Consider the following 23,495-nt stretch of genomic DNA (forward strand, 5'->3'; position numbering starts at 1 on the left):
GAGCTTGCGTTTATTTTTTTGCCAAAAAAGCCAATAACCACACGCCTTTGGCGTGATTATTAGCTTTCAAGTTTCAGTTTTATAATAAAAGCACGTTCTTACAAAAATAAACACGTGATTTCATTGAACTTTAAAGAAATATAAAATTTTTACAAAAAAGATTTGCGTGACTGATTATTATTTGCTATACTATTTCTTGTTGATGACATGGATCGTTAGCTCAGCTGGCAGAGCAACGGACTCTTAATCCGTGGGTCCGGGGTTCGATCCCCCGACGGTCCATCTATTTCATTGAGTAAGACAGACGTTAAGAGCGTCTGTCTTTTTTTGTTTTCTGTAACTCCCAACAGTGCCCCCATTATAGCACACCCATAGCTAACAACTAGACCCTTTAAATCTGGTAACGGCATAACGTTAAATAAAGTGACTGCCACACATCGATCTGCTTCGCTAGAATTATTCGTAACTTTTGACATGAAATTTTAATCTAGAAAATACACATAATGGCTTGCTTTTATTAAGTAATGGGCTTATCATTCTTGCAATTATTAAATTTAAATGAGAGGGGCTCGATTCATGCGTCCACGCATCGCAATGCCTGCAGATACATTAACTGAAGCAACCAATATTATTAATGAGCGTAACGCCGATTTTACACCGCGAATGGCCGTTAACGCTGTTTTAAAATCAGGTGGCTTACCCGTTATTCTACCAAATAGTGCGCCGGAAAATGTCGCCGATTACTTAGATTCTTTTGATGGTGTTTTATTTCTTGGTGGTTTCGACGTTGATCCAACTTTTTATAACGAGGAACCTGATATGAATCTTGGCCAAACCTATATTCCTCGAGATGAATTTGAAATTGAACTTGTAAAACAAGCCGTCGCCGCTGGAAAAAGTATTTTTGGTATTTGTCGGGGCATGCAAGTCATTAACGTAGCCTTGGGTGGGACACTTTATCAAGACCTTTCTGAAGATCCCACTGCTAAGTTAAAGCACGCGCAAACGGCACCCGGTAATTTACCAACGCACCACGTAACCGTAGAAAAAAATAGTCGCTTGTACAAAATCATGGGTGAACGTCCGTACGTCAATTCACGTCACCACGAGGCGGTCAAGCTTGTCGCTCCTAGCTTAAACGTAGTTGCTCGTAGTGACGATCAAGTAGTTGAAGCAGTTGAGTCAAAAGTCAATAATCAGATTTTGGCTGTTCAGTGGCACCCAGAAAACATGTACAAACACGCAGTTGCCATGCAAGATCTATTCCGTGATTTTATTCAACGTAGTGGCGCTGCTGCTCTGGCCAAAACTGCAGCACCACAATTAAAAGTTGTTAAATAATTTTGAAAAATAAAAATAGCCCACAATAGGATGTTAATTGGTAAGGATGTTGATACCAATTTCACGTTATTGTGGGTCATTTTTATTTAGATCGATTTATAAAATACCCAGTTATCCAAACAATACTTCCCAAAAGAAGAAGTTCGCTGGTTGTTGTGCCGAGGATAAAGTTAAATTGCTGTAGCCAATAATAACCGACCACGCCAACTAGCCAAAAAATAAAGTTTAGTTTAATCTTTAATGGTCGCTTCAATAAGAAGTAATTAACGAATACTATTGTATACAATGGTGCGAAAATCGAGCCGATTAAATATAAAAATTGCTGGTACAAACTGAGTGGTACCACCAAAGCGATGATTAAACCAATCAACACAACGCCACTGGCCAACCACTTCAAATTTAGCTTTTTCCAAATATTGTGAACATTAACTGCGGCCGAATGGGCATCTAAGAATGTCGTTGTGACGGTTGAAAAAATAATAATAAATAACGCCAAAATACCTAGACCAGAACTAACTAAAATTGTAGTAATATCCGTTTTACCCGTTCGAACGGCGGCCAGTAGTCCAATTGAAAACATAAAAAGACTACCGATAAAATAACCGGCCGTGCTGGCCCAAGATACCTTTATTGGTTCTTCAGTTTGACTAGTGTAATCCGCGATCAGTGGCAACCAGGATAACGCCATCGTAACTCCCAATTCAACGGCGGCACCAAAAGTTATTGAATTTCCCGTTAACACTGAGGCATGCTGTGGTATTCGTAAAACAAGCCATAACATAATTAAAGAACCAACGAAAAGTAAAGCTACGACTAGATTATTAATCCGAAAAAGCCAATCGTTATTAATTAATAACCAAAAAATAAGTAAGGCCGCCATGATTAGGCCCATGAATAGTGCACTTTTAAAATTAAATAAACGGCCGGAAACACCATTAAGCGCACTAATGGCGTTAGCAATCATAACCGCCGTCCAACCAATTAATTGAAGTGCATTAAGAAGTGAGAACAGTTGCACGCCTAAATGACCAAAGGCAAAATGAGTTGACGCAATTGCGGTACGTCGTTGGCGCCCGCCCATTATCGCTGCAGGTAACAAGAAAACAAAGCAACCTAGGATATGCCCAACTAGAATTGCCAGAAATCCCTTGGCCAATCCAAGTGGTGCAATTAAGTTCCCAGTTATAATTTCCGCAATTGAAATGGCAGCACCAAGCCATAATAAGAATTGCCCACTAATCCGACTATTTTCTTTCATTTTTAGAAACCTGAGGGTAGAGATGCCGCATTGCCGCAATAATTTTAGCGCGTTGTGGACTGTGCGTTATCAGTGAAATAACCGCCAACCCATCAACTCCAGTTGCAGCCGTTGCGGCCATTGTATTACTATCAATCCCACCAATCGCAACACTTGGTAATTTATTAAAACTAAGTGCTCGTTTTAATCCCACAATTCCAATTTCTGGTTCAGCATCAGCCTTTGACGTTGTGGAAAAAATGGGGCCAATTCCGAGATAATCGATACCAACAATACTTTGAGCGCGCTTAACTTGCCCCAGTGTATTACAAGAAAGTCCAACAATTAACTTTCCCCGCACCCGCTGAATTACTTGTTGAATGGTCTCATCCTTTTGCCCAACATGAATACCATCAGCCTTTACTGCAAGCGCTAGATCAACGTCGTCATCCACAATAAAGGGAACCTTATAGTTAGCACACAAATCGCGGGCCTGTTGCGCCAAAGCCAATTTAGCAGTAGCAGAGGTTAAACTATTACTTCCTTTTTCTCGGTATTGAAAAGTCGTAATTCCTGCACTTAAGGCCGCTTCAAGTACACCTAACAAGGTTTCACCAGCTGGAATATCCTGGCTACCGGCAACAAAATAGACGGCTAAATCAGTCTTTTGCATCCGTTTGTACCACCTTTCTAAAGGCCCAGTGATTTGTTGGACCGTGACCATGACCAACGTCAATCCCGTCAGCAATGGCCGCCTGAATAAAGGCCTTAGCCAGACGAATAGCCGCCTCAACACTCTTTCCTTTAGCCAATTCGGCCGTAATGCACGATGCAAATGTGTCCCCAGTACCATGTGTATTCTTCGTTGCAATTCGTGGGGTACTTAACCAAAATGAGCGGCCATTCTCCAGTAAAACAAAATCACTGGAAGTTTGGCTATTAGCGCCATGACCACCTTTTACAACCACGTTTTTAGCACCTAATTGTTGTAAAGTGTGGCCAGCAGCCTGCATGTCGGCTTCCGATTCAATCTTTCCACCAGTTAGTGCTTCTGTTTCTGGTAAATTAGGGGTTACAACTGTTGCTAGTGGAATTAATTCATCTCTAACTGTCGCAATCGCGTCATCACTTAGTAAATGAGCGCCACCCTTTGCCACCATGACTGGATCCAACGTGTAAGGGCCAAAATCATAGCGTTGTAAATTCTGGGCAACAGCGTGAACGTGGGCCGCATCAGCCAACATCCCTGTTTTACAAGCCCGAATATTGAGGTCATCCGCTAATGATTTGAATTGCTCGTTAATCAATTTAATGGAAACTGGCTCAAAATCCTGTACACCTAACGTATTTTGGGCCGTTACGGCAACGATAATTGTTGCGGAAAAAACGTGGCGTTCCTGCATTGTTTTGACATCAGCATTAACACCTGCCCCACCACCAGAATCGATTCCGGCAATGGTTGCTGCCTGTGGGTATGAATTCATTGATAAAACCTCCAAATTATTTTAATTCTTGGTACCGAGCAACTTTCTCAATTTCCGCAACGGTAACAGTATGTAATCGATCAATCAGGGCAGTCCGGAAACTATTTGGTAATTCCGCGGTTAATGACTGGGCCGCCAACTCACCCGTTGTGGCGTAAATTTGGCAGGCGGCGGTAACCGCTGAAAAGTCATCAACTGTCTCCGTGGTTAGAGCTAAGAAAGCGGCACAAATACTCGATAATAAATCGCCAGAGCCGGTCATCAAGGGGAAAAGAGCGCTACCGTTTTCAATTAAAGTTAGTCGCTGGCCGTCAGTTACAATATCAGTTGGTCCGGTGATAACAACAACACAATCATAGCGTTGGGCAACTTGCTTGGCCACTTTTTGTAAATCAGCTTCTCCGTGGCCTGCATCTACTCCCTTGGCCTGCCAGGCAACATCCACCAGCGCCGTAATTTCACCTGCGTTACCACGAATCAAGTTAACTGGAAAGGCAGCCAATATTTCCCGGGCAATTTTTTTACGGAAAGCAATAGCACCAACCGCCACTGGATCCAAAACAACTGGCTTATTAGCCAATTGTGCGTAATAACCCACACTATGCATTTGGCCAATTTGTTGTTGCGTCAGCGTTCCTAAATTTAGCGTAATACCATCAGCGGCCGTCACCATCTCTTGGGCCTCGGCCGGTTCTAAAGACATCATCGGTGCCGCACCGATTGCAATCAAACCATTAGCAACATCATTAACGGTTACAAAATTGGCAATTGTAAAAACCAATGGATTTCGCTGCCGTAATTGTTCCAGTAAAGCTAATTTCATTTCAAAAACCTCCAGTAATAATTAACCAAAATAAAAAGCCACCGCTTACTTGCATAAAGTAGGCGCTGACTTGAATTGCTAGCTTCGTCACTTTCCCTACGCAAGTATAAACTTACAGGTTCAAAGGGTCCGTGCCTAAACCACGTCTCAGTTCTTTTCAGAACACCCCTAGTGAATTTATTTAATTGTAACCGTTATAATTGTAACTTGTCAAAAATACTTTAAGCTTCTTGCCAAATGTTGTTTAAAACGTTAGTCTGATCACGATCAGGACCAACAGAGAAGGTTGCGATGTTAACGCCAACCAGCTCTTGAACTCGTTCCACGTAATGGCGGGCAGCCGCTGGTAATTCGGCCAACGTTTTAACACCGGTAATGTCCTCGTCCCAACCGGGCATTTCTTCATAAACTGGCTTACATTTGGCCAATTGCTTTAAACTAGCGGGATAATGATAAATTATTTTACCATCAAGTTCGTAAGCCGTACAAAGCTTAACCGTCTTAAGTCCAGTTAAGACATCAACACAGTTTAAACTAAGATCAGTCAGGCCAGAAACGCGCTTAGCGTGGCGCATGACAACAGAGTCAAACCAACCAATTCTCCGCGGCCGCTTTGTCACAGTTCCGTATTCATGCCCTGCCTCGCGAATAAAGTCGCCAATCTCATCATGTAATTCAGTTGGGAATGGTCCATCACCAACCCGGGAAGTATAGGCCTTACAAACACCAACGGCGCGATTAATCCGCGTTGGCCCAACACCACTACCGACAGTTACCCCACCGGCAACTGGATTTGATGAAGTCACAAAAGGATACGTTCCTTGGTCAATATCTAGCATGACACCCTGGGCGCCTTCAAAAAGAACTTTTTTACCATCATCTAAAGCGTCGTTTAAAACAACTGACGTATCAGTGACGAATTTTTTAAGTCGTTGACCATACGTGTAGAATGGTTCAAAAATATCAGCAAATGCTAATGCTTTTCCACCATAAATTTCTGTAAACTCACGATTCTTAGCTTCTAAATTTGCGGTAAGTTTTTCCTTAAAGACTTCCTTATCGAGCAAATCGACCATCCGAATTCCGACCCGAGCCGCCTTATCCATATAAGCCGGACCAATGCCGCGATTCGTAGTGCCAATCTTTTGATCGCCCTTACTAGCTTCTTGCAAGCGATCTAGTTCGATATGGTAGGGTAAAATTACATGGGCGCGGTCGGAAATCCGTAGATTATCCGCCGTTACCCCGTTCTCAGCTAAGTAGTCCAATTCTGCTACCAAAGACTCTGGATTAACGACAACACCGTTACCGATAACCGAAATTTTGTCTGGGTAGAGAATACCGGATGGAATTAAGCGTAACTTCAAGATTTTGCCTTGCGCGTGAATTGTATGTCCCGCGTTGTCGCCACCTTGCGAACGTGCAATGACGTCTGCAGCCTCGCCTAAGAAATCGGTAATTTTCCCTTTTCCTTCATCGCCCCATTGGGATCCTACTACAACAACTGATGCCATATAAACACCTCAATTATTTATTTTTCGTGTCTAAATTACCAACACAACAGCTGTCATTGTAGCAGTAAATGACCAGCTTAGCAACAAAAAGACGAATGAAATTCCGTACATTGCGGATTATCAATATTAAAAACGAACAAAATAATAATATTATTAATAATATGCTTAAAATACGAACATTATTGTTGTGGGTGCTATTGGAACTAAATTAGCTTTTTATCAGTCCGTTATTTATTAATGCGGTGTAACCCGTCATATTTTGAGTGTTGCCGTTTGAAAATAATCTTAAGGTTCTACGTAAAATTATCACGGTCACGCTATGCCGTTTGTACCACACTTTTAGCCATTTTAATAACGCCGCATTCAGTGACATTCATCTACTAGCCCAACACCTTATACCTAAAGGATGACATTCTCAGCCATCAAAGGATGAATAATTTTTAAGCGCGATTATATTAAAATCAAATTTTATTCTATTCCGCGGCCTAAGCGCGCTACAGTTTGCGCTTAAGTCTCTAGACCCCAAATAAGTCGCCGTTAATTATTAAGGTTTCGTCATCGGTCACTTTAAAGACGTGTACTTCATCAGCTAAACGGCCACCCTCAATTAAATCAGTCGCCGTTTCTACTAATTCATGATATTCATCTAATTCATCACCAAAGCGTAAACTGTCCTCGTCATTAAAAAAACTTGGCGGGATTTTAAGGTAAGCACGTACTTGTTCCTCAATGTCTAGCGTTGTTAAATCTTCAACATCTTCATTGTTTTTAGCATCCGTAATTTGAATAAAGGCCGCGTGAGCAAGCGGAAAGTACTGATTCTCAACTAAAATTGATTCAAAATAACGATCCCGTGAAGTTGTCGCGGTCCGCAAAACATCATAAACGTTCATTGACATTATGAATTTCCTCCTTTTCATCATTATAAAGGCCCATTTTAGAAAATAAAAATCTGCCGCTTAGGTATTTACCTAGTGGCAGATTAATTTTAGAACCGATTAGTATTAAATGGCCAAATAGTAGCCACGCGTAAAATAATTCGTTGGCTGAATTGGTCACTGATTTGGGTTACGTTTAAAGATTACTTTTACTAGTCATTTTTCTGACCAATTTAGTTTGAACGTGTTTACCAAAGTAAGTTGCTGTGCTTAATTTTCTGGCACGTATGCGATTGATGAAAACTTATTGTACTGTTTGACAAAGAGCAGCTTAACTGTACCGCGGGCGCCGCTTCGGTTCTTTTCGATAATAACTTCTACTTCGCCGACTTCTTGATCTTCTTCCCGAGTACCGCCAGCAGCGCTAGATTGGGCAAATTGGCTATCATCATTACTATCCTCATCAGGCTCATCCCGATAATAATCATCCCGGTAAAGAAAGGCAACAATATCCGCATCCTGTTCAATTGATCCTGATTCACGAATATCCGATAAAACTGGTCGCTTATCTTGTCGCTGTTCCACACTACGCGATAATTGCGATAAGGCAATAACTGGAACGTGTAATTCCTTAGCCAATTTTTTTAATTGTCGTGAAATTCCTGAAACTTCTTGTTGCCGACTTTCGTGATTACTACCTTCAATTAATTGCAGATAATCAATAACAATTAAGCCTAGATTACCCTTTTCTTTGGCAAGACGGCGACATTTAGCCCGAATTTCTGACATTTTATTTCCTGGCGTATCGTCAATATAAATTGAGGCCTTAGACAGACTGCCCATGGCAATAATTAAATTCTGCCACTCTTCTTCGGATAACTGTCCCGTTCGTAAATGGCTAGCATCAATACTACCTTCAGCGCACAACATTCGGTTAACTAAAGACTCTGCACTCATTTCTAAGCTAAAAATAGCTACCGTCTTATCCGTCTTAGTCCCAACATTTTGGGCAATATTTAACGCAAAGGCCGTCTTACCAACGGCCGGCCGCGCAGCAATAATGACTAGCTCATCTTCTTGTAAACCGGCTGTCATTTTATCTAAATCGCGGTAACCAGTAGGTAGCCCCGTGATATCATCATTATTTTGGTATAACTGATCAATTTGCTCAATTGCTGAATTTAAAACGTCTGAAATTGGCTTAAATCCAGAAGAATTACGCTGCTCAGAAACATTTAGAATTCCCTGCTCGGCCTCGTCCAAAATGGTCGAGACACCTTCTTCTTGGGAATAACTACTAGTTACAATTGTTGTGGCGGCCTTAATCAAACGACGTAAAATTGCCTTTTCCTGGACTATTTTAGCATAATAAGCCACGTTAGCAGCAGTTGGCACAGCAACTGCTAAGTCACCTAGATAGCTCATGCCACCAATATCCTCTAATTGATTTTGGCTTGCTAAACGATCCTTCAAAGTCACAACATCAATAGCTTCTGAAGCGTCATTTAAATCAACCATTGCTTGAAAAATAAGCTGATGGGCACGTCGGTAAAAATCAGCTGGTTCAACAAACTCCATTGCTTCAACTAACGCCTCAGGATTTAAGAACACCGCACCAAGAACGGCCTGCTCAGCCTCAATATTCTGCGGTGGTGTTTGGTCAATTAATTCATTGTTCATCTTAAAACTCCCTTAAATACAAACGCGACGACAATGCCATCATTATACGTGTTGGATTGATCCATGGCAATAACCCAAAAATGCAGAATGAAGAGTTAAAGTAGCGCACCTCCTCATTCCGCATTTTTATTTTGGGCGTGTTTTAACCTAATTTTACCGGCATTTCACGACTGAATTATTTAGACATATCTAAAAAGGCACTGTCACTTAACCCACTAACGCCATTTAGCAACGATCAAAATCCATACTTCACATCGTCAATTGGACTACTGTTCAACCACGTGAACCCGAATTTTAGCCGTAACGTCATCGAATAATTTCACGGTCACATTTCGATAACCTAGTGCCCGAATTGGCTCTGGTAACTCGATTTTGCGCTTATCAACTTTAATTCCAAACTGTTTGTCCAAAGCCTGAGCAATTTGCTTGCTAGGAACAGAACCGAAGAGCCGGCTATCTTCACCAGCCTTAGATTTAATTTCAACAACTGTTTTATCGTCTTCAATTTTTTCTTTTACTTGTTTAGCCACTGCTAATTCTTCAGCAGCACGTTTTTCTTCAGCCTTTTGTTGGCCTTTTAATTGGCTCATTGCTTTTTTTGTTGCAAGCATTGCCTTATTATTTTTAATCAAAAAGTTTTGTGCGTAGCCATCAGGAACATTTTTAACCTCGCCGCGTTTACCCTTACCACGAACATCTTCTAGGAAAATAACTTTCATGATTAAACAACCTCTCTTTATTCGGATTAAATTTATTAATTTTAATACTTACTTACTTTTTTCGGCAGCATCTTCGGCAGGCTTTTCTACCTCATTAACAACGTCAATTAATTGTTGCTTGGCCTCATCAATACTGACTCCCGTTAACTGGGTAGCGGCGTTAGATAAATGACCACCGCCACCCATTTTCTCCATAATAACTTGAACATTGACTTCACCCAAGCTACGGGCCGAAATACCAATTTCTTTACCATCAGGCCGCTTAGTTATGACGTATGATGCGTTAATTCCAGATAATGATAACAAAGTATCTGCCGCCTGTGCCGCAACAACTGGATCATAAGTTTTATTTTCTTCACCAGCACATAAAGCCACATTGGGTTTTATATATTTGATTGTCTCAATTAGGTGGTTTTTCTGAATATAATTATTAACGTTTTCCTTCAAAATACGTTGAACCATCACGGCATCGGCGCCAACCGAGCGTAAGTAACTGGCGGCATCAAACGTTCGGGTTCCTGTTCTTAACGAGAAGGATTTTGTATCCACCGTAATGCCGGCCAACATTGCCGTTGCTTCGATCTTACTAATTGCCTCAGTATCCTTAGGTTGGTACTCAAACATCTCAGTGATTAACTCACACGTTGATGATGCGTAAGGCTCAATGTAAACCAACATTGGATTCTCGGGGAATTCCTCACCACGACGATGATGGTCGATAATAAGTGTCCGGTCATGCAACTTTTCGTATAAGGCCGGACTAGTTGTAAGTGAAGGCTTAGAATGATCGACCATAATTAATAAACTATGTTCAGACACTAAATCTGTCGTTTGCTCAGGTGTAACAATGAAAGGCTCAATTTCTGGATAGCGCTTAATTTCATCTAACAATCGTTGAACATCACTGTGTAAATTATCTTGATTCACAACCACGTAACATTTTTTGCCATTCATTGCCGCAATACGTCGAATACCAAGACAAGCGCCTAATGAATCCATATCCGGTTTGAAATGACCCATAACAAAAACTTGATCGGCCTGACCCATAACTTCTTGTAAGGCCTGGCTAATCATTCGTGCCCGGACACGCGTTCGTTTCTCCATTGGATTAGTCTTACCACCATAAAATCGTGCAGGATCATCTTCGGATTTAACCACAACCTGGTCACCACCACGACCCAGAGCCAAATCAAGGTTACTTTGCGAAAGAGTAGCCAATTTGGCTAGATCAGTATCATTATAGGCAATTCCTAAAGATAAGGTCAACGGATAATTTTGTTTAGAGGTTCGCTCACGAATTCGATCCAAAATCTTAAAATTATCCGCTTCAATCGCCTGTAATGCCTTGGCGTATAAAATAACGAAGAAATGATCATCATCCACCCGCTTTAAAAACATACCGTATTTCCGTGCCCAGTTACTTAACTCATTGGTAACATAATTATTCAGGTTAGAAATATCTTTATCAGTCATTGTTTGGGTAATTTCATCGTAATTATCTAAGAAAATTTGACCAATGGCTAACTGTTCATCATTATAGCGGTCTTCAATCTTAGCGTAACGCGTGATATCTAATAAATAGACAACGTGAATACTTTTTTGGATGATAATTTCAAATTGGTTATCGCCCCAGCGAACATTGCGCGGCTCGTCAAAGGATTCATTTTCACTGATTAACGTGGCCAATTCAGGATCAATTGTCGCAATTTTTTTGCCTAATACTTCTTGTTTACCCAGATATTGCTGTAAATACGGATTAGTCCACTCAATTTCAGCATCTTCGTTATAAAGCAAAATTCCAATTGGCATTTGAATCAATGCTTCTTGTTCGCCACGTTTAATTCGGTAAGAAAGATCTGAAATATAGCGATTCGTTTTTTTCGTAACTGTGTCGATTGCATAAAAAGTTGTGCCTACTAATGCAACAAAAAGCACAAATAAAAAGAGTCCTAAAATAAAATTAATGAAGAACGCCAGAATAATTCCAACACTTGCTAATATAATCAGACTTGCTGATACCAAACGCAGCCGATTATTCTGCAAGAACACTGGCAGTAGGTTCTGCGAAAATAATTTTTTCATACTAACTCCTCTATCACTTAACCATTCAGAGCCGTACCAGAAAAATCCAACTAACTATTTGACCATTCAAATATGGTCAGTTAGGCTTCTAGTATAGCTTCTCCCCGTTTATTCATTCCATTATTAACTCACTCAACAATCCAAAATGGAAAGTACTTCTTTTATTTTAGCACAAACTAGGAAAAGACTCATTTTAAGTCGAATCAGGAAACGTTTCACGTGGAACAACTGAGTATAAAAAAAGATCGAGACAAACTGTCTCGATCTAATAACTGTCTACATATCTTCGGAAACGAATGGTAATAAAGCCATGATCCGTGCACGCTTGATTGCAATTGTAATCTTACGTTGGTTCTTGGCACTAGTACCCGTTACACGACGTGGTAAAATCTTGCCACGTTCTGAAACGAAGCGACGTAATAAATCTGTATCCTTGTAATCAATGTGTTCAATATGATTAGCAGCGATATAATCTACTTTACGACGGCGACGTCCACCTCTACGTTGTTGAGCCATAATTGATTTCCTCCCCACTTAAATGGAATTAGTAATCATTACAACACATTAGAATGGTAAATCATCATCGGAAATATCAATCGAATCACCGTTATTTGCAAACGGATCATTAGGATTGCTATTAGGTGTATTGCTGGTTGAACCACTCGCAGGTGCTTGACTACTTGATGACTGAGGAGCTGGATTATTATTAGCGTTACCACCAAAGTTACTGGCTGGCTTATCTTGATAACCACCAGGGTTTTGGTTAGCATTATTTTGCTGACGACGTTCGTCAGTAGACCGTGATTCTAACAATGAGAAATTATCGACAACAACTTCAGTCACGTAAACACGTTGACCTTCTGCATTATCGTAATTACGCGTTTGAATTCGGCCATCAACACCAACTAATGATCCTTTATGGGTAAAGTTAGCAAAATTTTCTGCGGCCTTTCGCCAAATAACACAACTGATAAAATCAGCTTCACGATCACCATTACGGTTAGTGAATTGACGGTTAACGGCGACAGTAAAAGTTGCTACAGCAGCACCACCAGAGGTATAACGTAAATCAGGGTCCCGGGTCAAACGACCAACAAGAACGACACGATTAATCATATCCTAAAGCTCCCCTTTCTTTTTTTAAAATTTTATTTACTCGTTGTATCTTTTACTCGAAAAGATACAGCGCACTAATTAGTCTTCTTCGCGTGTGATCATATGACGTAAAATATCGTCATTAATCTTTGAAAGACGGTCGAATTCACCTAGTGGCGTATCATCATCAGTTGCTACACGAATTAAATGGTATAAACCTTCGCGGTAGTTTTTGATTTCGAACGCTAAGCGTCGTTTCGACCAGTCCTTTGATTCAATCACTTCTGCACCGTTATCCCGCAAAATGCCGTCAAAACGTTCAACTAAGGCTGTTTTGCTTTCATCGTCTAAATCTGGACGAATAATGTAGAGAATTTCATATTTCTTTGATTGAGCCATGACTGTTCACCTCCTTATGGACTTTAAGGTCTCCAACCCAATGTTGGAAACAAGGAGAATCTAAATAACTAGATACTCACAAATAAAAATTATAGCACGCGTTGACAGAACTTTCAACTAGTTTCCAATTTTATGGCCCTCAGTCATCAAGTGGGAATTGATAATTAAAACACAAAAATCGTTTTGGCTTTCGTCACCTTATAGATAACTTACGCCAAAACGATCTCGTTTAACTTTTACAATTAATCAGTCGTTGGATCTTCAGTGGTTGCTTCAGTATCCGCCACTTCTGGTTCAACTTTGGCCATTGTTGCGACCTTAGCCTTGTCGTCAACTCGAATTAGACGAACACCTAAGGTTGCCCGACCAGTTTGTGAAACGTCGCTAACGTGGAAACGAATAACAACACCTGTATTAGTAATCAGCATGACATCCTCATTACCATTGACAGTTGTTAAACCAGCTAATGGACCGTTTTTATCGGTCACGTTAACCGTCTTAATCCCCTTACCGCCACGGCCCTTAATTGGGTACTGCTTGGCACTAGTACGTTTACCGTAACCATTTTCAGAGATAACAAGAACTTCACTGTCAGCAGTTAATAAATCTGAACCAACAACATAGTCACCCTCACGTAGGCGAATACCACGAACACCGGTTGCAGAACGACCCATTGAACGAACGGCCGTTTCAGCAAAGCTAACCGCATAACCTAAGTGCGTTCCGATAATAATATTCTGCTTACCATCTGTCAAACTAACGTTAATTAGCTCATCATTTTCTTTTAAGGTAATTGCCTTTAAGCCATTACTACGAATATTTTGGAACTCCGCAACAGGTGTCCGCTTAGCAACTCCCTTCAGCGTAGTGAACATCAAATAGTTATCTTCAGCATCTGAAGCTACATTAACTACTGTTTGAATACTTTCGCCAGAATCAATTCCAAGCAGATTAATTACCGGAATTCCCTTGGCAGTTCGTCCATATTCGGGTATTTCGTAGCCCTTTGCCTGGTAAACTTTACCCGTATTCGTGAAGAATAATAGCATATCATGCGTTGAGGTAAAGACTAGGTGTTCGATGAAATCATCATCGTGAATGCCCATACCTTGAATACCACGGCCACCACGATTCTGGATCTTAAATTCAGAAGCAGGTAAGCGCTTGATATAGCCATTGTGCGTCAAAGTAATCACAACGTCTTCTTCTTCGATTAAATCCTCATCTTCAAGACTTAGAACTTCGCCAACTAACAACTCAGTCCGCCGCTTATCACCAAATTTAGTTTGAATTTCTAACAATTCTTGATAAATAATCTGGTTGATCCGTTCCGGTTTAGCCAAAATATCCTTATAGTCGGCAATTTTGACCATTAAATCAGCATATTCAGACTCAACTTTATCGCGTTCCAAACCAGTTAAACGAACCAAACGCATGTCTAAAATAGCCTGTGTTTGCTTATCGTCTAATTCATAGCGTTCCATTAAAATATTTTTGGCAACTTCACCAGTTTTAGAACTACGAATAATTCGAATAATCTCATCAATATGATCTAGCGCAATTCGTAAACCAGCCAAGATGTGCGCACGAGCTTCGGCCTTGCGTAAATCAAAAGCCGTCCGCCGTTGAATAACTTCTTCTTGATGTTTTAAGTAATACTGCAAAATTTCTTTTAAACTCAACGTGCGCGGTGTGCCGTTAACAATGGCTAACATGTTAAAGCCGAAAGAAGTTTGCATCATCGTTAATTTATATAAGTTGTTCAAAACAACTGAAGCTGATACGTCACGGCGTATATCAATAACAACACGCATACCTTCACGATCGGATTCATCGTTTAGATCTGTAATTCCATCAATTCGTTTATCACGTGCCAATTCAGCAATTTTTTCAACTAATCTGGCCTTATTAACCATGTACGGAAGTTCAGTAACAATAATGCGTTCCTTACCGTTTTTTTGTTCCTGAATCTCAGTTCGTGCACGGAGCATAATGGTTCCCTTACCAGTTTCATAAGCACGGCGAATACCTGATTTGCCCATGACTAAACCACCAGTTGGAAAATCAGGACCAGGAACTGCCTCCATTAAATCGGCTGTAGTTGCTTCTGGATTATCCATTAAAATATGCAGTGCACTAATAACCTCACTCAAATTATGTGGTGGAATATTTGTTGCCATCCCAACGGCAATCCCCGTTGAACCATTAACTAGTAGGTTAGGAAAGCGTGCCGGTAGTACAGTAGGTTCTTTTTCAGTACCATCATAGTTATCTTGGTAATCAATTGTATCTTTGTTAATATCGCGCAACATTTCCGTTGCAATTTTACTCATTTTAGCTTCGGTATACCGCATTGCAGCGGCGCCATCACCGTCGACGGAGCCAAAGTTACCATGTCCATCAACTAACATGTAGCGATAACTGAAGTCTTGCGCCATTCGTACCATGCCTTCATAAATTGATGAATCACCATGGGGATGGAATTTACCCATAACATCCCCAACAATTCTGGCCGATTTCTTATATGGCTTGTCCGGTGTTACTCCTAATTCGCTCATACCGTATAAAATACGACGTTGGACTGGTTTTAGACCATCACGAACGTCCGGTAATGCCCGTGCAACGATAACACTCATCGCGTAGTCCAAGAACGAGGTACGCATTGTTGTCGATAAATTGACGTCTTTTATCCGGCTATTTTGTGGTTCGTCTGCCATTTACTTCATTGACTCCCTTCAAAATCATCTATATATCCTAAAATTAAAGATCCATTAAACGTCCAAGTTTTCGACGTAATGGGCATTATCTTCAATAAACTGACGCCGTGGTAAGACCTTGTCACCCATTAACATTTCAAGAACGTGATCGGCCTCAATGGCATCGGAAACGTCAACCCGCAACAAACGGCGATAATCTGGATCCATCGTTGTTTCCCATAATTGAGAAGCATCCATTTCACCAAGGCCCTTATAACGCTGAATAACTGGCTTAGGACTAGGTTGTAAACTACCTAAAACAGTTTCCAGTTCCTCGTCAGAATCAATGTACTTTTGCATTTTTCCTTGCCGTACCTGATACAACGGTGGCTGAGCAATATAAACGTAACCTGCCTCCACAACCGGACGCATATAACGGTAAAATAACGTTAAAAGTAACGTGCGAATATGTGCACCATCTACATCGGCATCAGTCATAATAATTAATTTATGGTAACGTGCCTTTGATAAATCAAATTCATCACCAAAACCAGTTCCCATCGCTGTAAATAATGTTCGAATTTCTTCATTTGCTAAAATACGATCTAAACTGGCTTTTTCAACGTTCAAAATCTTACCACGAATCGGTAAAATGGCCTGCGTTAACCGTGACCGGCCTTGCTTAGCAGAACCACCGGCCGAATCCCCTTCAACAATAAATAGTTCACTAATTTCAGGATCTTTACTGGAATTATCAGCCAACTTACCAGGTAAATTACTGATCTCTAATCCTGATTTTTTCCGGGTAACTTCCCGGGCACGCTTAGCTGCTAGGCGTGCTTTAGAGGCTAATAATCCCTTATCCATAACATCTTTAGCGATATCTGGGTTTTCCATCAAGTAACGAGAAAATGTCTCCGCAAAGGTGTGATCAGTTACCGTTCGTGCGTCAGAATTACCTAATTTTGTCTTAGTCTGGCCCTCAAATTGCGGATCTGGATGTTTGATACTAACAACAGCAGTCATCCCTTCACGAACATCTTCGCCCGAAAGGTTATCTTCACTGTCTTTAAGAAAGTTCTTTTTGTGCGCGTAGTCATTAATTACTCGCGTTAACGCGGCCTTAAAACCAGCCTCATGAGTCCCACCTTCATAAGTGTGAATATTATTGGCGAAGGTCATCAAGTTAGTGTGGTAATCGTCAGTGTATTGTAAAGCAACTTCAACCTTAATTCCCTTTTCGTCACCTTCCACGTAAATTGGCTCTGGAAAAAGATCGTGCTTACCGTTGTCTAAATACTCAACGTAACTCTTAATGCCACCTTCATAGTGGAAAACTTCTTTGGTCGGTTTCTCAGGACGTAAATCTTCAATGCTAATTCGTAAACCCTTATTCAAAAAGGCCAACTCACGAATTCGCGTTGTTAAAATTTTAATATCATAAACGGTTGTTTCCCTAAAAATATCATGATCAGGCCAAAAATGAACAATTGTGCCGTGTTCATGTTCTGGAATTGTGCCACTAACCTTAAGCTCAGTATTAACTTTACCGCGCTTGAAATCCATATAGTAGCGTTTTCCTTCTTTAAGGACCTCAACGTTTAATTGGCTAGACAAAGCGTTAACGACTGAAGCACCAACACCATGTAAACCACCAGAAACTTTATAACCGCCGCCGCCAAACTTACCACCAGCATGGAGAATAGTAAAAATCGTTTCAACGGCTGGCCGGCCGGTCTTTTGCTGCAAATCAACTGGAATTCCGCGACCATTATCAGTCACACGGATGGAGTTGTCTTTTTCAACAGTGACGTTGATTTCGTCCGCAAATCCAGCCAGCGCTTCATCAATCCCATTATCCACAATTTCCCAAACTAAATGATGTAGACCTTGAGAAGTTGTCGTACCAATATACATCCCTGGTCGTTTCCGAACAGCCTCTAAGCCTTCAAGAACTTGAATTTGACTAGCATCATAAGATTTGGCTAATTCTTCAAGACGCTCTTCTTTTTTTTCTGAATCCGTCAAGTGTTGTTCCCTCCATTTTCTTTCTTCCAGTTAATCATGGTCGCTTTGTACTAATTCGCCATGTGTGATATGAAAAACCCGCGGCGCCTGAATCATCGTTTTGGCGACACCACTTAAACTAGTTGTCGTTAAAAAAGTCTGCACTTTATGCTGGATAGCCTTTAAAAGGTGTGTTTGGCGCAAATCGTCCAACTCCGATAAAACATCATCTAACAATAAGACTGGGTACTCACCGGTTTGTTCCTTCATCAAATCAATCTCCGCTAATTTAACGGATAAGGCAGTCGTACGCTGTTGTCCTTGTGAACCAAATGTCTGCACATTTTTTTGATTAACTAAAAAACGCACATCATCGCGATGTGGTCCAACTAACGTCGTGCCCTGTTCAGTTTCACGCTTAACATCGCTACGTAAAAGTTTTTGCAGTGCGGCAGTTAATTCTTCGACTGATTGATCTTTAGCCTGCTCAATTTGTGTAATGTAACTAAAAGTCAATGTTTCGGCGCCGTCAGTAATGCTCCTATGCAATTTTTGCGCCCAACCTTCTAGCTTACCCAAAAATTGTATTCGTTGATGAATAATAGCAGCACCGTACTGGGCCAACTGGTCGGACAGTACCTCTAAGTAAACTTGGTCCTTGGCCTGCTGGTACTTGAGTTGTTTCAAGTACCGGTTACGTTGTTTTAAAACTGTCTTATACTGGCTAATATTATATAAATACCGAGGACTCATTTGTCCAAATTCCATATCAATAAAGCGCCGCCGAACTGCCGGTGAGCCCTTAACAAGCGATAGATCCTCTGGCGCAAATAAAATAACGTTTAGTTGACCCAAATACTGTGATAATTTAGCTTGCTCTAAATGATTAATTTTAGCTCGTTTGCCTTTTTTACTAATAACCAGTTCTAAAGGTAACTTACTGTTGTTTTTTTGAATTGTCCCTTGAATTTTAGCAAATTCGGCTTGCCACTTAATAAAATCCTTTTCATTATTTGTTCGGTGACTTTTAGTCATTGCTAAAACGTAGATTGCTTCTAATAGATTAGTCTTACCCTGGGCATTTTCACCAAGTAAAACATTCGTATCCTTAGAAAAATGAACGTCAACTTTTTTATAATTACGATAATTTGTCAAGATTAAATGATCAACGTACATTAGTTATCATCCGAATTGGTTACTTGCCGTAAAATAAAATCGCCAACGTCAGGAATTGTCACTTGGTCGTCCGCCACTAGCTTACGTCCGCGTCGATTTTCCGCTGTTTGGTTCACTAAAACAGGCTGCTCCTGCAAGAACCATTTGGCCTGTCCACCAGAATCAATTAAACCTAATTCTTTTAATAATTGACCAAGCGTCATATAAGCGGTATCGAGATCCACAATTTTTTTCAATAACATCCCTCACTTCGCTCTATTACATTTGTTTACCTCATATATTATACGCGTTTTAATAGAAAAAAACAATGTAAATAGCCAAATTATGCGACTCAGTGCGTTTTTAGCTTAATTCGACAAAAGACACTAAAAGTACTTAAAGAAGCTAAAATAAAAAAATAAGGCTATTTATGTCATTTTAACGTTAGTTTACGTAAAATTTGCGCAAACTGACTCTAAAGTAATTTTATGGCAAAAAAAAGCATCCTAGATGGCCAATATTCTGACCGTCTAGGATGCATTTTTGATCATATTTAAAAAGTTCGAACTGGTGTAATTAATTGAACAAAATGATCGTTATCCTCCGTTGGCACAAGCGTAAATGGACGAAGTGCCGAAGTAAAGGCGATGTGAATTTGTGTCTGACCGAAAGAACGTAATGCATCTTTCATATAATCAGGATTAAACGAAATCTCTAAACTATCACCGCTTAAATTCTCGCTAGCCAATGCTTCTTCAACGTTACCAACATCTGGCGAGTTACCGTAAATAGTAACGTTATTTTCTGTAGGATTAAGTGCTAATTTAACTACGTTATTGTGGCTTTCATGAGACAGCAATGATGCACGTTCAATTGCTGCTAAAAGTACAGGCGCACTAAATTCGACTTGGGTTGTTGAGCTAGTTGGAATTAAACGTGATGTCTCTGGATAATTTCCCTCTAACAAACGTGAATAGAACGAAGTTGCCCCCGCAATAAAGAGAACCTGATTTTCGGCAATCCGTACTTCAACGGTATCAATATCATCGTCTAACGTTCGCGAAAGTTCAACGAGACTTTTACCAGGAATAATAACGTCGTAGTGAATGTTAGGGTTCAGATCTAAATTAATTTTACGTTGCGATAAGCGATGTGAATCCGTTGCGACAGCCATCAGTTCACCCTGATCAAGAACTAAATGAATACCAGTTAGAATCGGCCGGCTTTCTTGATTAGAGACAGCAATAACAGTTTGGGCAATCAATTGTTTTAGAACACTGACGTCTAAGATTAATTGATCTTCAGTATCAATTTCAGGTAAGTTGGGATAATTATTGGCGTCTAGGCCATTAATCGTGAATTCGGCTGGACCGGATTTAATTTCCGTTTGAAAATTATCCTTAACTTCTAAATTCATAGTGTCTTCAGGTAATCGTTTGACAATTTCGCTAAAGAAACGAGCCGATAAAACAATTGAGCCAGTTGAACCAATATCTAATTCATTTTTATCATCAGTAGCAGAAATGAATGATTCAATAGAAATGTCTGCGTTACTGCCCGTTAACATTAAACCGGCGTCTGTCAAAACGATTTTAATTCCCGTTAAGATCGGAATCGTTGTTTTAGACGAAATGGCACGTTGCACGTCATTTAAATGTTTAATAAAAACGGAACGGTTGATTGAGAATTGCATATAGATGGAGCCTCCTCTTTATTATTTACATTATAAAAGATTTTAAGTAATAGTAGTAGGGCATGTTAACTCTGTGGAAAACAAACTGAAACGTAAAGACCGAAAGATATTCACCTGTGGATATCTTGTGAATATCTTTGCGGATAACTTGTTAGTTATTCACAGGCAATTTATTTAGGCTTCAAAATATTCTTAAGTTCACGGATATCACTTTGAAGTTGTTCTTCATTTTCTAATTCTTGACTTATTTTTTCGTGCGCGTGAATAACAGTTGTGTGATCCTTGCCGCCAAATGATTTACCAATTTTTGGAAGTGAGTTATCAGTCATCTCACGGGATAAATACATTGCTATTTGCCGGGGCATTACAATTGATTTAACTCGTTTCTTCCCCTTAAGATCAGCTAAAGAAATATCGTAGTATTTAGCAACTGCATTTTGAATAGTAAGAATTGATAAACCACTTGCTTTACCATTTAACTTAAGATTTTTTAGGGCATCAGCGGCCAGGCTAGTCGTGATATCAGAGTGTTTCATTGCTGCGAATGCTTGTACACGAACCAACGCTCCTTCAAGTTCACGGATATTAGAATCAATTTGACCGGCAATATAACTAAGTGTGTCGTCAGGAATTTTAAGTTGTTCGGCGTCAGCTTTATTTCTTAGAATTGCAATCCGAGTTTCAAGGTCTGGCGGGGTAATATCAACGGATAGTCCCCATTTAAACCGTGAAACAAGTCGTTCTTGCAACTTGGGAATTTCATTCGGTAAACGATCGGAAGTAAGAACAATTTGTTTTTTATCATCGTAGAGTGCATTAAAGGTATGGAAAAACTCCTCTTGCGTCCCTTCTTTATCAGCAAAGAATTGAATATCATCAACTAATAGTAAATCAACGCTACGGTACTCTTGGCGAAACTGCTCTTGTTGTCGCGTTTGGATCGAATTAATAAAATCATTTGCAAAAGCCTCAGAGGTTACGTATTTAACTTTAGCCTCTGGGCGATAAATCAACATTTGGTGACCGATTGCGTGCATTAAATGAGTTTTTCCAAGTCCAACACCACCATAAAAAAACAACGGATTATACATTGTTCCGGGTTCCTCTGAAACAACTAACGCTGCGGCATGCGCCATCTGGTTTCCCTTGCCAGTGACGAATGTGTTGAACGTATACTTACTATTTAAATGCGTTGGGCGCATAAATGTTGGTGTCACACTAGCTGGCTGTTCTCCCTGCGTCGTTTTAGGCATCTCGGTAGTGATTGTCGGTTGTGGCTTATCAGTAGATCCCTCCACACGAAATACTGGCGTAATTTCTACGTCGGCGATTTCATAAACCCCTTCAACCACTTTTGTTGCCAGATGGTTATCCCAATAGTCCTTATGTAAAGGTGATGGGACTTCGATAACGAGCCGGTGATTCTCTAAGGCTATGGGAGTAGCGTCCGCAATCCAAGTGCTATACCCTACGGGGGTAAGTTCGGATTGAAATTTCTCCTTTAGTTTAGCCCATAAATCGTCCAAATCAGGCACAAAAAGGCCTCCTTTTCAAAAAACGTACCTTCATTCTAGCATTCTATAAAAAAGTTTTCCACAACTTTTAATAAACTGTGAAAATATCTAAATAGATATCCACAAGGCTGTTTAAAGCAATATCCACAGCTTTACAAAAAGTGTGAGTTAGTCTGTGAAACATTAGTTATCCACAGCTAGCTTCTAGTTTTTAAACGCTGATATAGCAACTGTTTCACAAGTTATCAACAGAGAAACACAAGCCTGTGTATTGTTTTTAAACAGCCTGTTATTTTGTGTAAATAACAGGAAGAACGCTGTGTATTTCTTTTAGAAAACTAAAATGTATTGCTTGGGTTATCCACAAAAAAGACGGTATATTTTTTATTTTGTGGATAACTTTTATTAAGGTACTATTTGCTTAATGAGTGAGGTGTGCTATTATATCTGAGTAATTGCAATTTGACGAAGGCCTACTTTATCCGTTATAATGTTTTGTAATCGGTAGAAGTGTCTTTACGAGAATTAAGCAGGCAGGAGGTGTCAAAATATGTCAACAAAGAGAACATACCAACCAAAGAAGCGTCATCGCGAACGTGTGCATGGTTTCATGAAGCGTATGAGTACTAGCAACGGTCGTAATGTATTACAACGTAGACGCCGTAAAGGTAGAAAAGTATTGTCTGCATAGGCCACTGACCCTTAGTGGTCTTTTTTATTATTTTTGACGTAAAGTCACGCGGTTAAGGCAGGCAGATCTTGCCGGACCAATAGCTGGCGTGACTTTTTTCGATATTAACCTAATTAATAGTGGAGCATCAGTCATGAGAAAATCATACCGTGTTAAAAAAGAAGCAGACTTTCAAAAAGTATTTGAGCTTGGTGATTCAAAGGCCAACCGTAATTACGTTATTTACCGAATGGATAAGCCGGAACAGAAACATTTCCGTGTTGGAATTTCGGTAGGTAAAAAAATTGGTAATGCTGTTCACCGAAATCAAGTTAAACGTCATATTCGTCAAAGTCTGCAGGAGTTAAAACCAATGTTAAAATCCGACGTTGACTTCCTTGTTATTGCGCGTCCGCATGCGGATACGCTTGATCAAGCAGCGGCCAAACAAAATTTGGTCCACGCGTTGACGTTAGCTGGACTATTAACGGATGAAGTGAGGGAATAG

The 23,495-nt window shown here is 40.2% G+C and carries 21 protein-coding genes, 1 tRNA gene and 1 riboswitch; of the genes, 4 read left to right on the plus strand and 18 right to left on the minus strand.

Annotated elements, in window-relative coordinates:
* Window positions 1–209 precede the first annotated feature (209 nt).
* Together EKM61_RS06860 and EKM61_RS06865 are read left to right on the plus strand one after the other, a co-directional pair.
* Window positions 210–282 (plus strand) — tRNA-Lys (locus EKM61_RS06860).
* A gap of 294 nt (window positions 283–576) precedes the next feature.
* Window positions 577–1,341 carry a gamma-glutamyl-gamma-aminobutyrate hydrolase family protein gene (locus EKM61_RS06865; protein ID WP_068225905.1) on the plus strand — a complete coding sequence of 255 codons (765 nt, stop codon included), beginning with the start codon at window positions 577–579 and terminating at the stop codon, window positions 1,339–1,341.
* 82 nt (window positions 1,342–1,423) lie between these two features.
* Here EKM61_RS06865 and cytX read toward each other — a convergent pair whose 3' ends face one another.
* From cytX to dnaA, 18 genes are all read right to left on the minus strand, one after another.
* A complete protein-coding gene (gene cytX / locus EKM61_RS06870; RefSeq protein ID WP_068377161.1) occupies window positions 1,424–2,599 on the minus strand; it encodes a putative hydroxymethylpyrimidine transporter CytX in 1,176 nt (391 codons plus the stop codon).
* On the minus strand, window positions 2,586–3,251 hold the full coding sequence (gene thiE / locus EKM61_RS06875) for a thiamine phosphate synthase (RefSeq protein WP_068225907.1): 666 nt from the start codon (window positions 3,249–3,251) through the stop codon (window positions 2,586–2,588). The genes cytX and thiE overlap by 14 nt, the downstream gene beginning before the upstream one ends.
* The gene (thiD, locus tag EKM61_RS06880) at window positions 3,238–4,062 is read right to left on the minus strand and encodes a bifunctional hydroxymethylpyrimidine kinase/phosphomethylpyrimidine kinase (protein WP_068225908.1); all 825 of its coding nucleotides are present in this window, start codon (window positions 4,060–4,062) and stop codon (window positions 3,238–3,240) included. Before thiD ends, thiE begins: the two co-directional genes overlap by 14 nt.
* A gap of 16 nt (window positions 4,063–4,078) precedes the next feature.
* Entirely contained in the window at window positions 4,079–4,885 is an 807-nt protein-coding gene (thiM, locus tag EKM61_RS06885; protein WP_068225909.1) for a hydroxyethylthiazole kinase, read from the minus strand.
* A 75-nt stretch (window positions 4,886–4,960) separates the two neighbouring features.
* Window positions 4,961–5,065: riboswitch (TPP riboswitch) on the minus strand.
* A gap of 41 nt (window positions 5,066–5,106) precedes the next feature.
* Window positions 5,107–6,399, minus strand: a complete 1,293-nt coding sequence (locus EKM61_RS06890) for an adenylosuccinate synthase (RefSeq protein WP_068225910.1) — start codon at window positions 6,397–6,399, stop codon at window positions 5,107–5,109.
* Window positions 6,400–6,914: 515 nt separating this feature from the next.
* Window positions 6,915–7,298 (minus strand): hypothetical protein, encoded by a 384-nt coding sequence (locus EKM61_RS06895; protein ID WP_068225911.1) that lies wholly within the window; start codon window positions 7,296–7,298, stop codon window positions 6,915–6,917.
* Window positions 7,299–7,547: 249 nt separating this feature from the next.
* Window positions 7,548–8,957: a replicative DNA helicase gene (gene dnaB / locus EKM61_RS06900; protein WP_068225912.1), complete on the minus strand. Its 1,410-nt coding sequence runs from the start codon at window positions 8,955–8,957 to the stop codon at window positions 7,548–7,550.
* Window positions 8,958–9,223: 266 nt separating this feature from the next.
* Window positions 9,224–9,676, minus strand: a complete 453-nt coding sequence (gene rplI / locus EKM61_RS06905; protein ID WP_068225913.1) for a 50S ribosomal protein L9 — start codon at window positions 9,674–9,676, stop codon at window positions 9,224–9,226.
* 48 nt (window positions 9,677–9,724) lie between these two features.
* Complete coding sequence (locus EKM61_RS06910; RefSeq protein WP_068225914.1) at window positions 9,725–11,758, minus strand: DHH family phosphoesterase; 2,034 nt, start codon at window positions 11,756–11,758, stop codon at window positions 9,725–9,727.
* Between the two features lie 276 nt (window positions 11,759–12,034).
* A complete protein-coding gene (gene rpsR, locus EKM61_RS06915; protein WP_068225915.1) occupies window positions 12,035–12,274 on the minus strand; it encodes a 30S ribosomal protein S18 in 240 nt (79 codons plus the stop codon).
* A 48-nt stretch (window positions 12,275–12,322) separates the two neighbouring features.
* Window positions 12,323–12,874 (minus strand): single-stranded DNA-binding protein, encoded by a 552-nt coding sequence (gene ssb / locus EKM61_RS06920; RefSeq protein ID WP_068225916.1) that lies wholly within the window; start codon window positions 12,872–12,874, stop codon window positions 12,323–12,325.
* Between the two features lie 78 nt (window positions 12,875–12,952).
* Window positions 12,953–13,252, minus strand: coding sequence for a 30S ribosomal protein S6 (gene rpsF, locus EKM61_RS06925; protein WP_068225917.1), 300 nt, complete (start codon window positions 13,250–13,252; stop codon window positions 12,953–12,955).
* A gap of 242 nt (window positions 13,253–13,494) precedes the next feature.
* Window positions 13,495–15,969: a DNA gyrase subunit A gene (gyrA, locus tag EKM61_RS06930; protein ID WP_068225918.1), complete on the minus strand. Its 2,475-nt coding sequence runs from the start codon at window positions 15,967–15,969 to the stop codon at window positions 13,495–13,497.
* A gap of 54 nt (window positions 15,970–16,023) precedes the next feature.
* Window positions 16,024–17,976, minus strand: coding sequence for a DNA topoisomerase (ATP-hydrolyzing) subunit B (gene gyrB / locus EKM61_RS06935; protein WP_068225919.1), 1,953 nt, complete (start codon window positions 17,974–17,976; stop codon window positions 16,024–16,026).
* 30 nt (window positions 17,977–18,006) lie between these two features.
* Window positions 18,007–19,131 (minus strand): DNA replication/repair protein RecF, encoded by a 1,125-nt coding sequence (recF, locus tag EKM61_RS06940; RefSeq protein ID WP_068225920.1) that lies wholly within the window; start codon window positions 19,129–19,131, stop codon window positions 18,007–18,009.
* The gene (yaaA, locus tag EKM61_RS06945) at window positions 19,131–19,367 is read right to left on the minus strand and encodes a S4 domain-containing protein YaaA (RefSeq protein WP_068226277.1); all 237 of its coding nucleotides are present in this window, start codon (window positions 19,365–19,367) and stop codon (window positions 19,131–19,133) included. The genes recF and yaaA overlap by 1 nt, the downstream gene beginning before the upstream one ends.
* A gap of 296 nt (window positions 19,368–19,663) precedes the next feature.
* Window positions 19,664–20,803, minus strand: coding sequence for a DNA polymerase III subunit beta (gene dnaN / locus EKM61_RS06950; protein WP_068225921.1), 1,140 nt, complete (start codon window positions 20,801–20,803; stop codon window positions 19,664–19,666).
* Between the two features lie 170 nt (window positions 20,804–20,973).
* On the minus strand, window positions 20,974–22,338 hold the full coding sequence (dnaA, locus tag EKM61_RS06955) for a chromosomal replication initiator protein DnaA (RefSeq protein ID WP_068225922.1): 1,365 nt from the start codon (window positions 22,336–22,338) through the stop codon (window positions 20,974–20,976).
* A gap of 529 nt (window positions 22,339–22,867) precedes the next feature.
* Between dnaA and rpmH the strand changes: the two genes are divergently transcribed.
* Together rpmH and rnpA are read left to right on the plus strand one after the other, a co-directional pair.
* Window positions 22,868–23,008 carry a 50S ribosomal protein L34 gene (gene rpmH / locus EKM61_RS06960; RefSeq protein ID WP_075168934.1) on the plus strand — a complete coding sequence of 47 codons (141 nt, stop codon included), beginning with the start codon at window positions 22,868–22,870 and terminating at the stop codon, window positions 23,006–23,008.
* Window positions 23,009–23,141: 133 nt separating this feature from the next.
* Window positions 23,142–23,495, plus strand: coding sequence for a ribonuclease P protein component (rnpA, locus tag EKM61_RS06965; protein ID WP_068225923.1), 354 nt, complete (start codon window positions 23,142–23,144; stop codon window positions 23,493–23,495).

This window comes from Loigolactobacillus backii, from assembly GCF_003946275.1.
Taxonomy (GTDB): Bacteria; Bacillota; Bacilli; order Lactobacillales; family Lactobacillaceae; genus Loigolactobacillus; species Loigolactobacillus backii.

Excerpts from the sequence above, each read along its gene's own strand:
- EKM61_RS06865 (WP_068225905.1), top strand. The coding sequence starts at position 577 with ATGCGTCCACGCATCGCAATGCCTGCAGATACATTAACTGAAGCAACC.
- cytX (WP_068377161.1), bottom strand. The coding sequence starts at position 2,599 with ATGAAAGAAAATAGTCGGATTAGTGGGCAATTCTTATTATGGCTTGGT.
- thiE (WP_068225907.1), bottom strand. The coding sequence starts at position 3,251 with ATGCAAAAGACTGATTTAGCCGTCTATTTTGTTGCCGGTAGCCAGGAT.
- thiD (WP_068225908.1), bottom strand. The coding sequence starts at position 4,062 with ATGAATTCATACCCACAGGCAGCAACCATTGCCGGAATCGATTCTGGT.
- thiM (WP_068225909.1), bottom strand. The coding sequence starts at position 4,885 with ATGAAATTAGCTTTACTGGAACAATTACGGCAGCGAAATCCATTGGTT.
- EKM61_RS06890 (WP_068225910.1), bottom strand. The coding sequence starts at position 6,399 with ATGGCATCAGTTGTTGTAGTAGGATCCCAATGGGGCGATGAAGGAAAA.
- EKM61_RS06895 (WP_068225911.1), bottom strand. The coding sequence starts at position 7,298 with ATGTCAATGAACGTTTATGATGTTTTGCGGACCGCGACAACTTCACGG.
- dnaB (WP_068225912.1), bottom strand. The coding sequence starts at position 8,957 with ATGAACAATGAATTAATTGACCAAACACCACCGCAGAATATTGAGGCT.
- rplI (WP_068225913.1), bottom strand. The coding sequence starts at position 9,676 with ATGAAAGTTATTTTCCTAGAAGATGTTCGTGGTAAGGGTAAACGCGGC.
- EKM61_RS06910 (WP_068225914.1), bottom strand. The coding sequence starts at position 11,758 with ATGAAAAAATTATTTTCGCAGAACCTACTGCCAGTGTTCTTGCAGAAT.
- rpsR (WP_068225915.1), bottom strand. The coding sequence starts at position 12,274 with ATGGCTCAACAACGTAGAGGTGGACGTCGCCGTCGTAAAGTAGATTAT.
- ssb (WP_068225916.1), bottom strand. The coding sequence starts at position 12,874 with ATGATTAATCGTGTCGTTCTTGTTGGTCGTTTGACCCGGGACCCTGAT.
- rpsF (WP_068225917.1), bottom strand. The coding sequence starts at position 13,252 with ATGGCTCAATCAAAGAAATATGAAATTCTCTACATTATTCGTCCAGAT.
- gyrA (WP_068225918.1), bottom strand. The coding sequence starts at position 15,969 with ATGGCAGACGAACCACAAAATAGCCGGATAAAAGACGTCAATTTATCG.
- recF (WP_068225920.1), bottom strand. The coding sequence starts at position 19,131 with ATGTACGTTGATCATTTAATCTTGACAAATTATCGTAATTATAAAAAA.
- dnaN (WP_068225921.1), bottom strand. The coding sequence starts at position 20,803 with ATGCAATTCTCAATCAACCGTTCCGTTTTTATTAAACATTTAAATGAC.
- rpmH (WP_075168934.1), top strand. The coding sequence starts at position 22,868 with ATGTCAACAAAGAGAACATACCAACCAAAGAAGCGTCATCGCGAACGT.
- rnpA (WP_068225923.1), top strand. The coding sequence starts at position 23,142 with ATGAGAAAATCATACCGTGTTAAAAAAGAAGCAGACTTTCAAAAAGTA.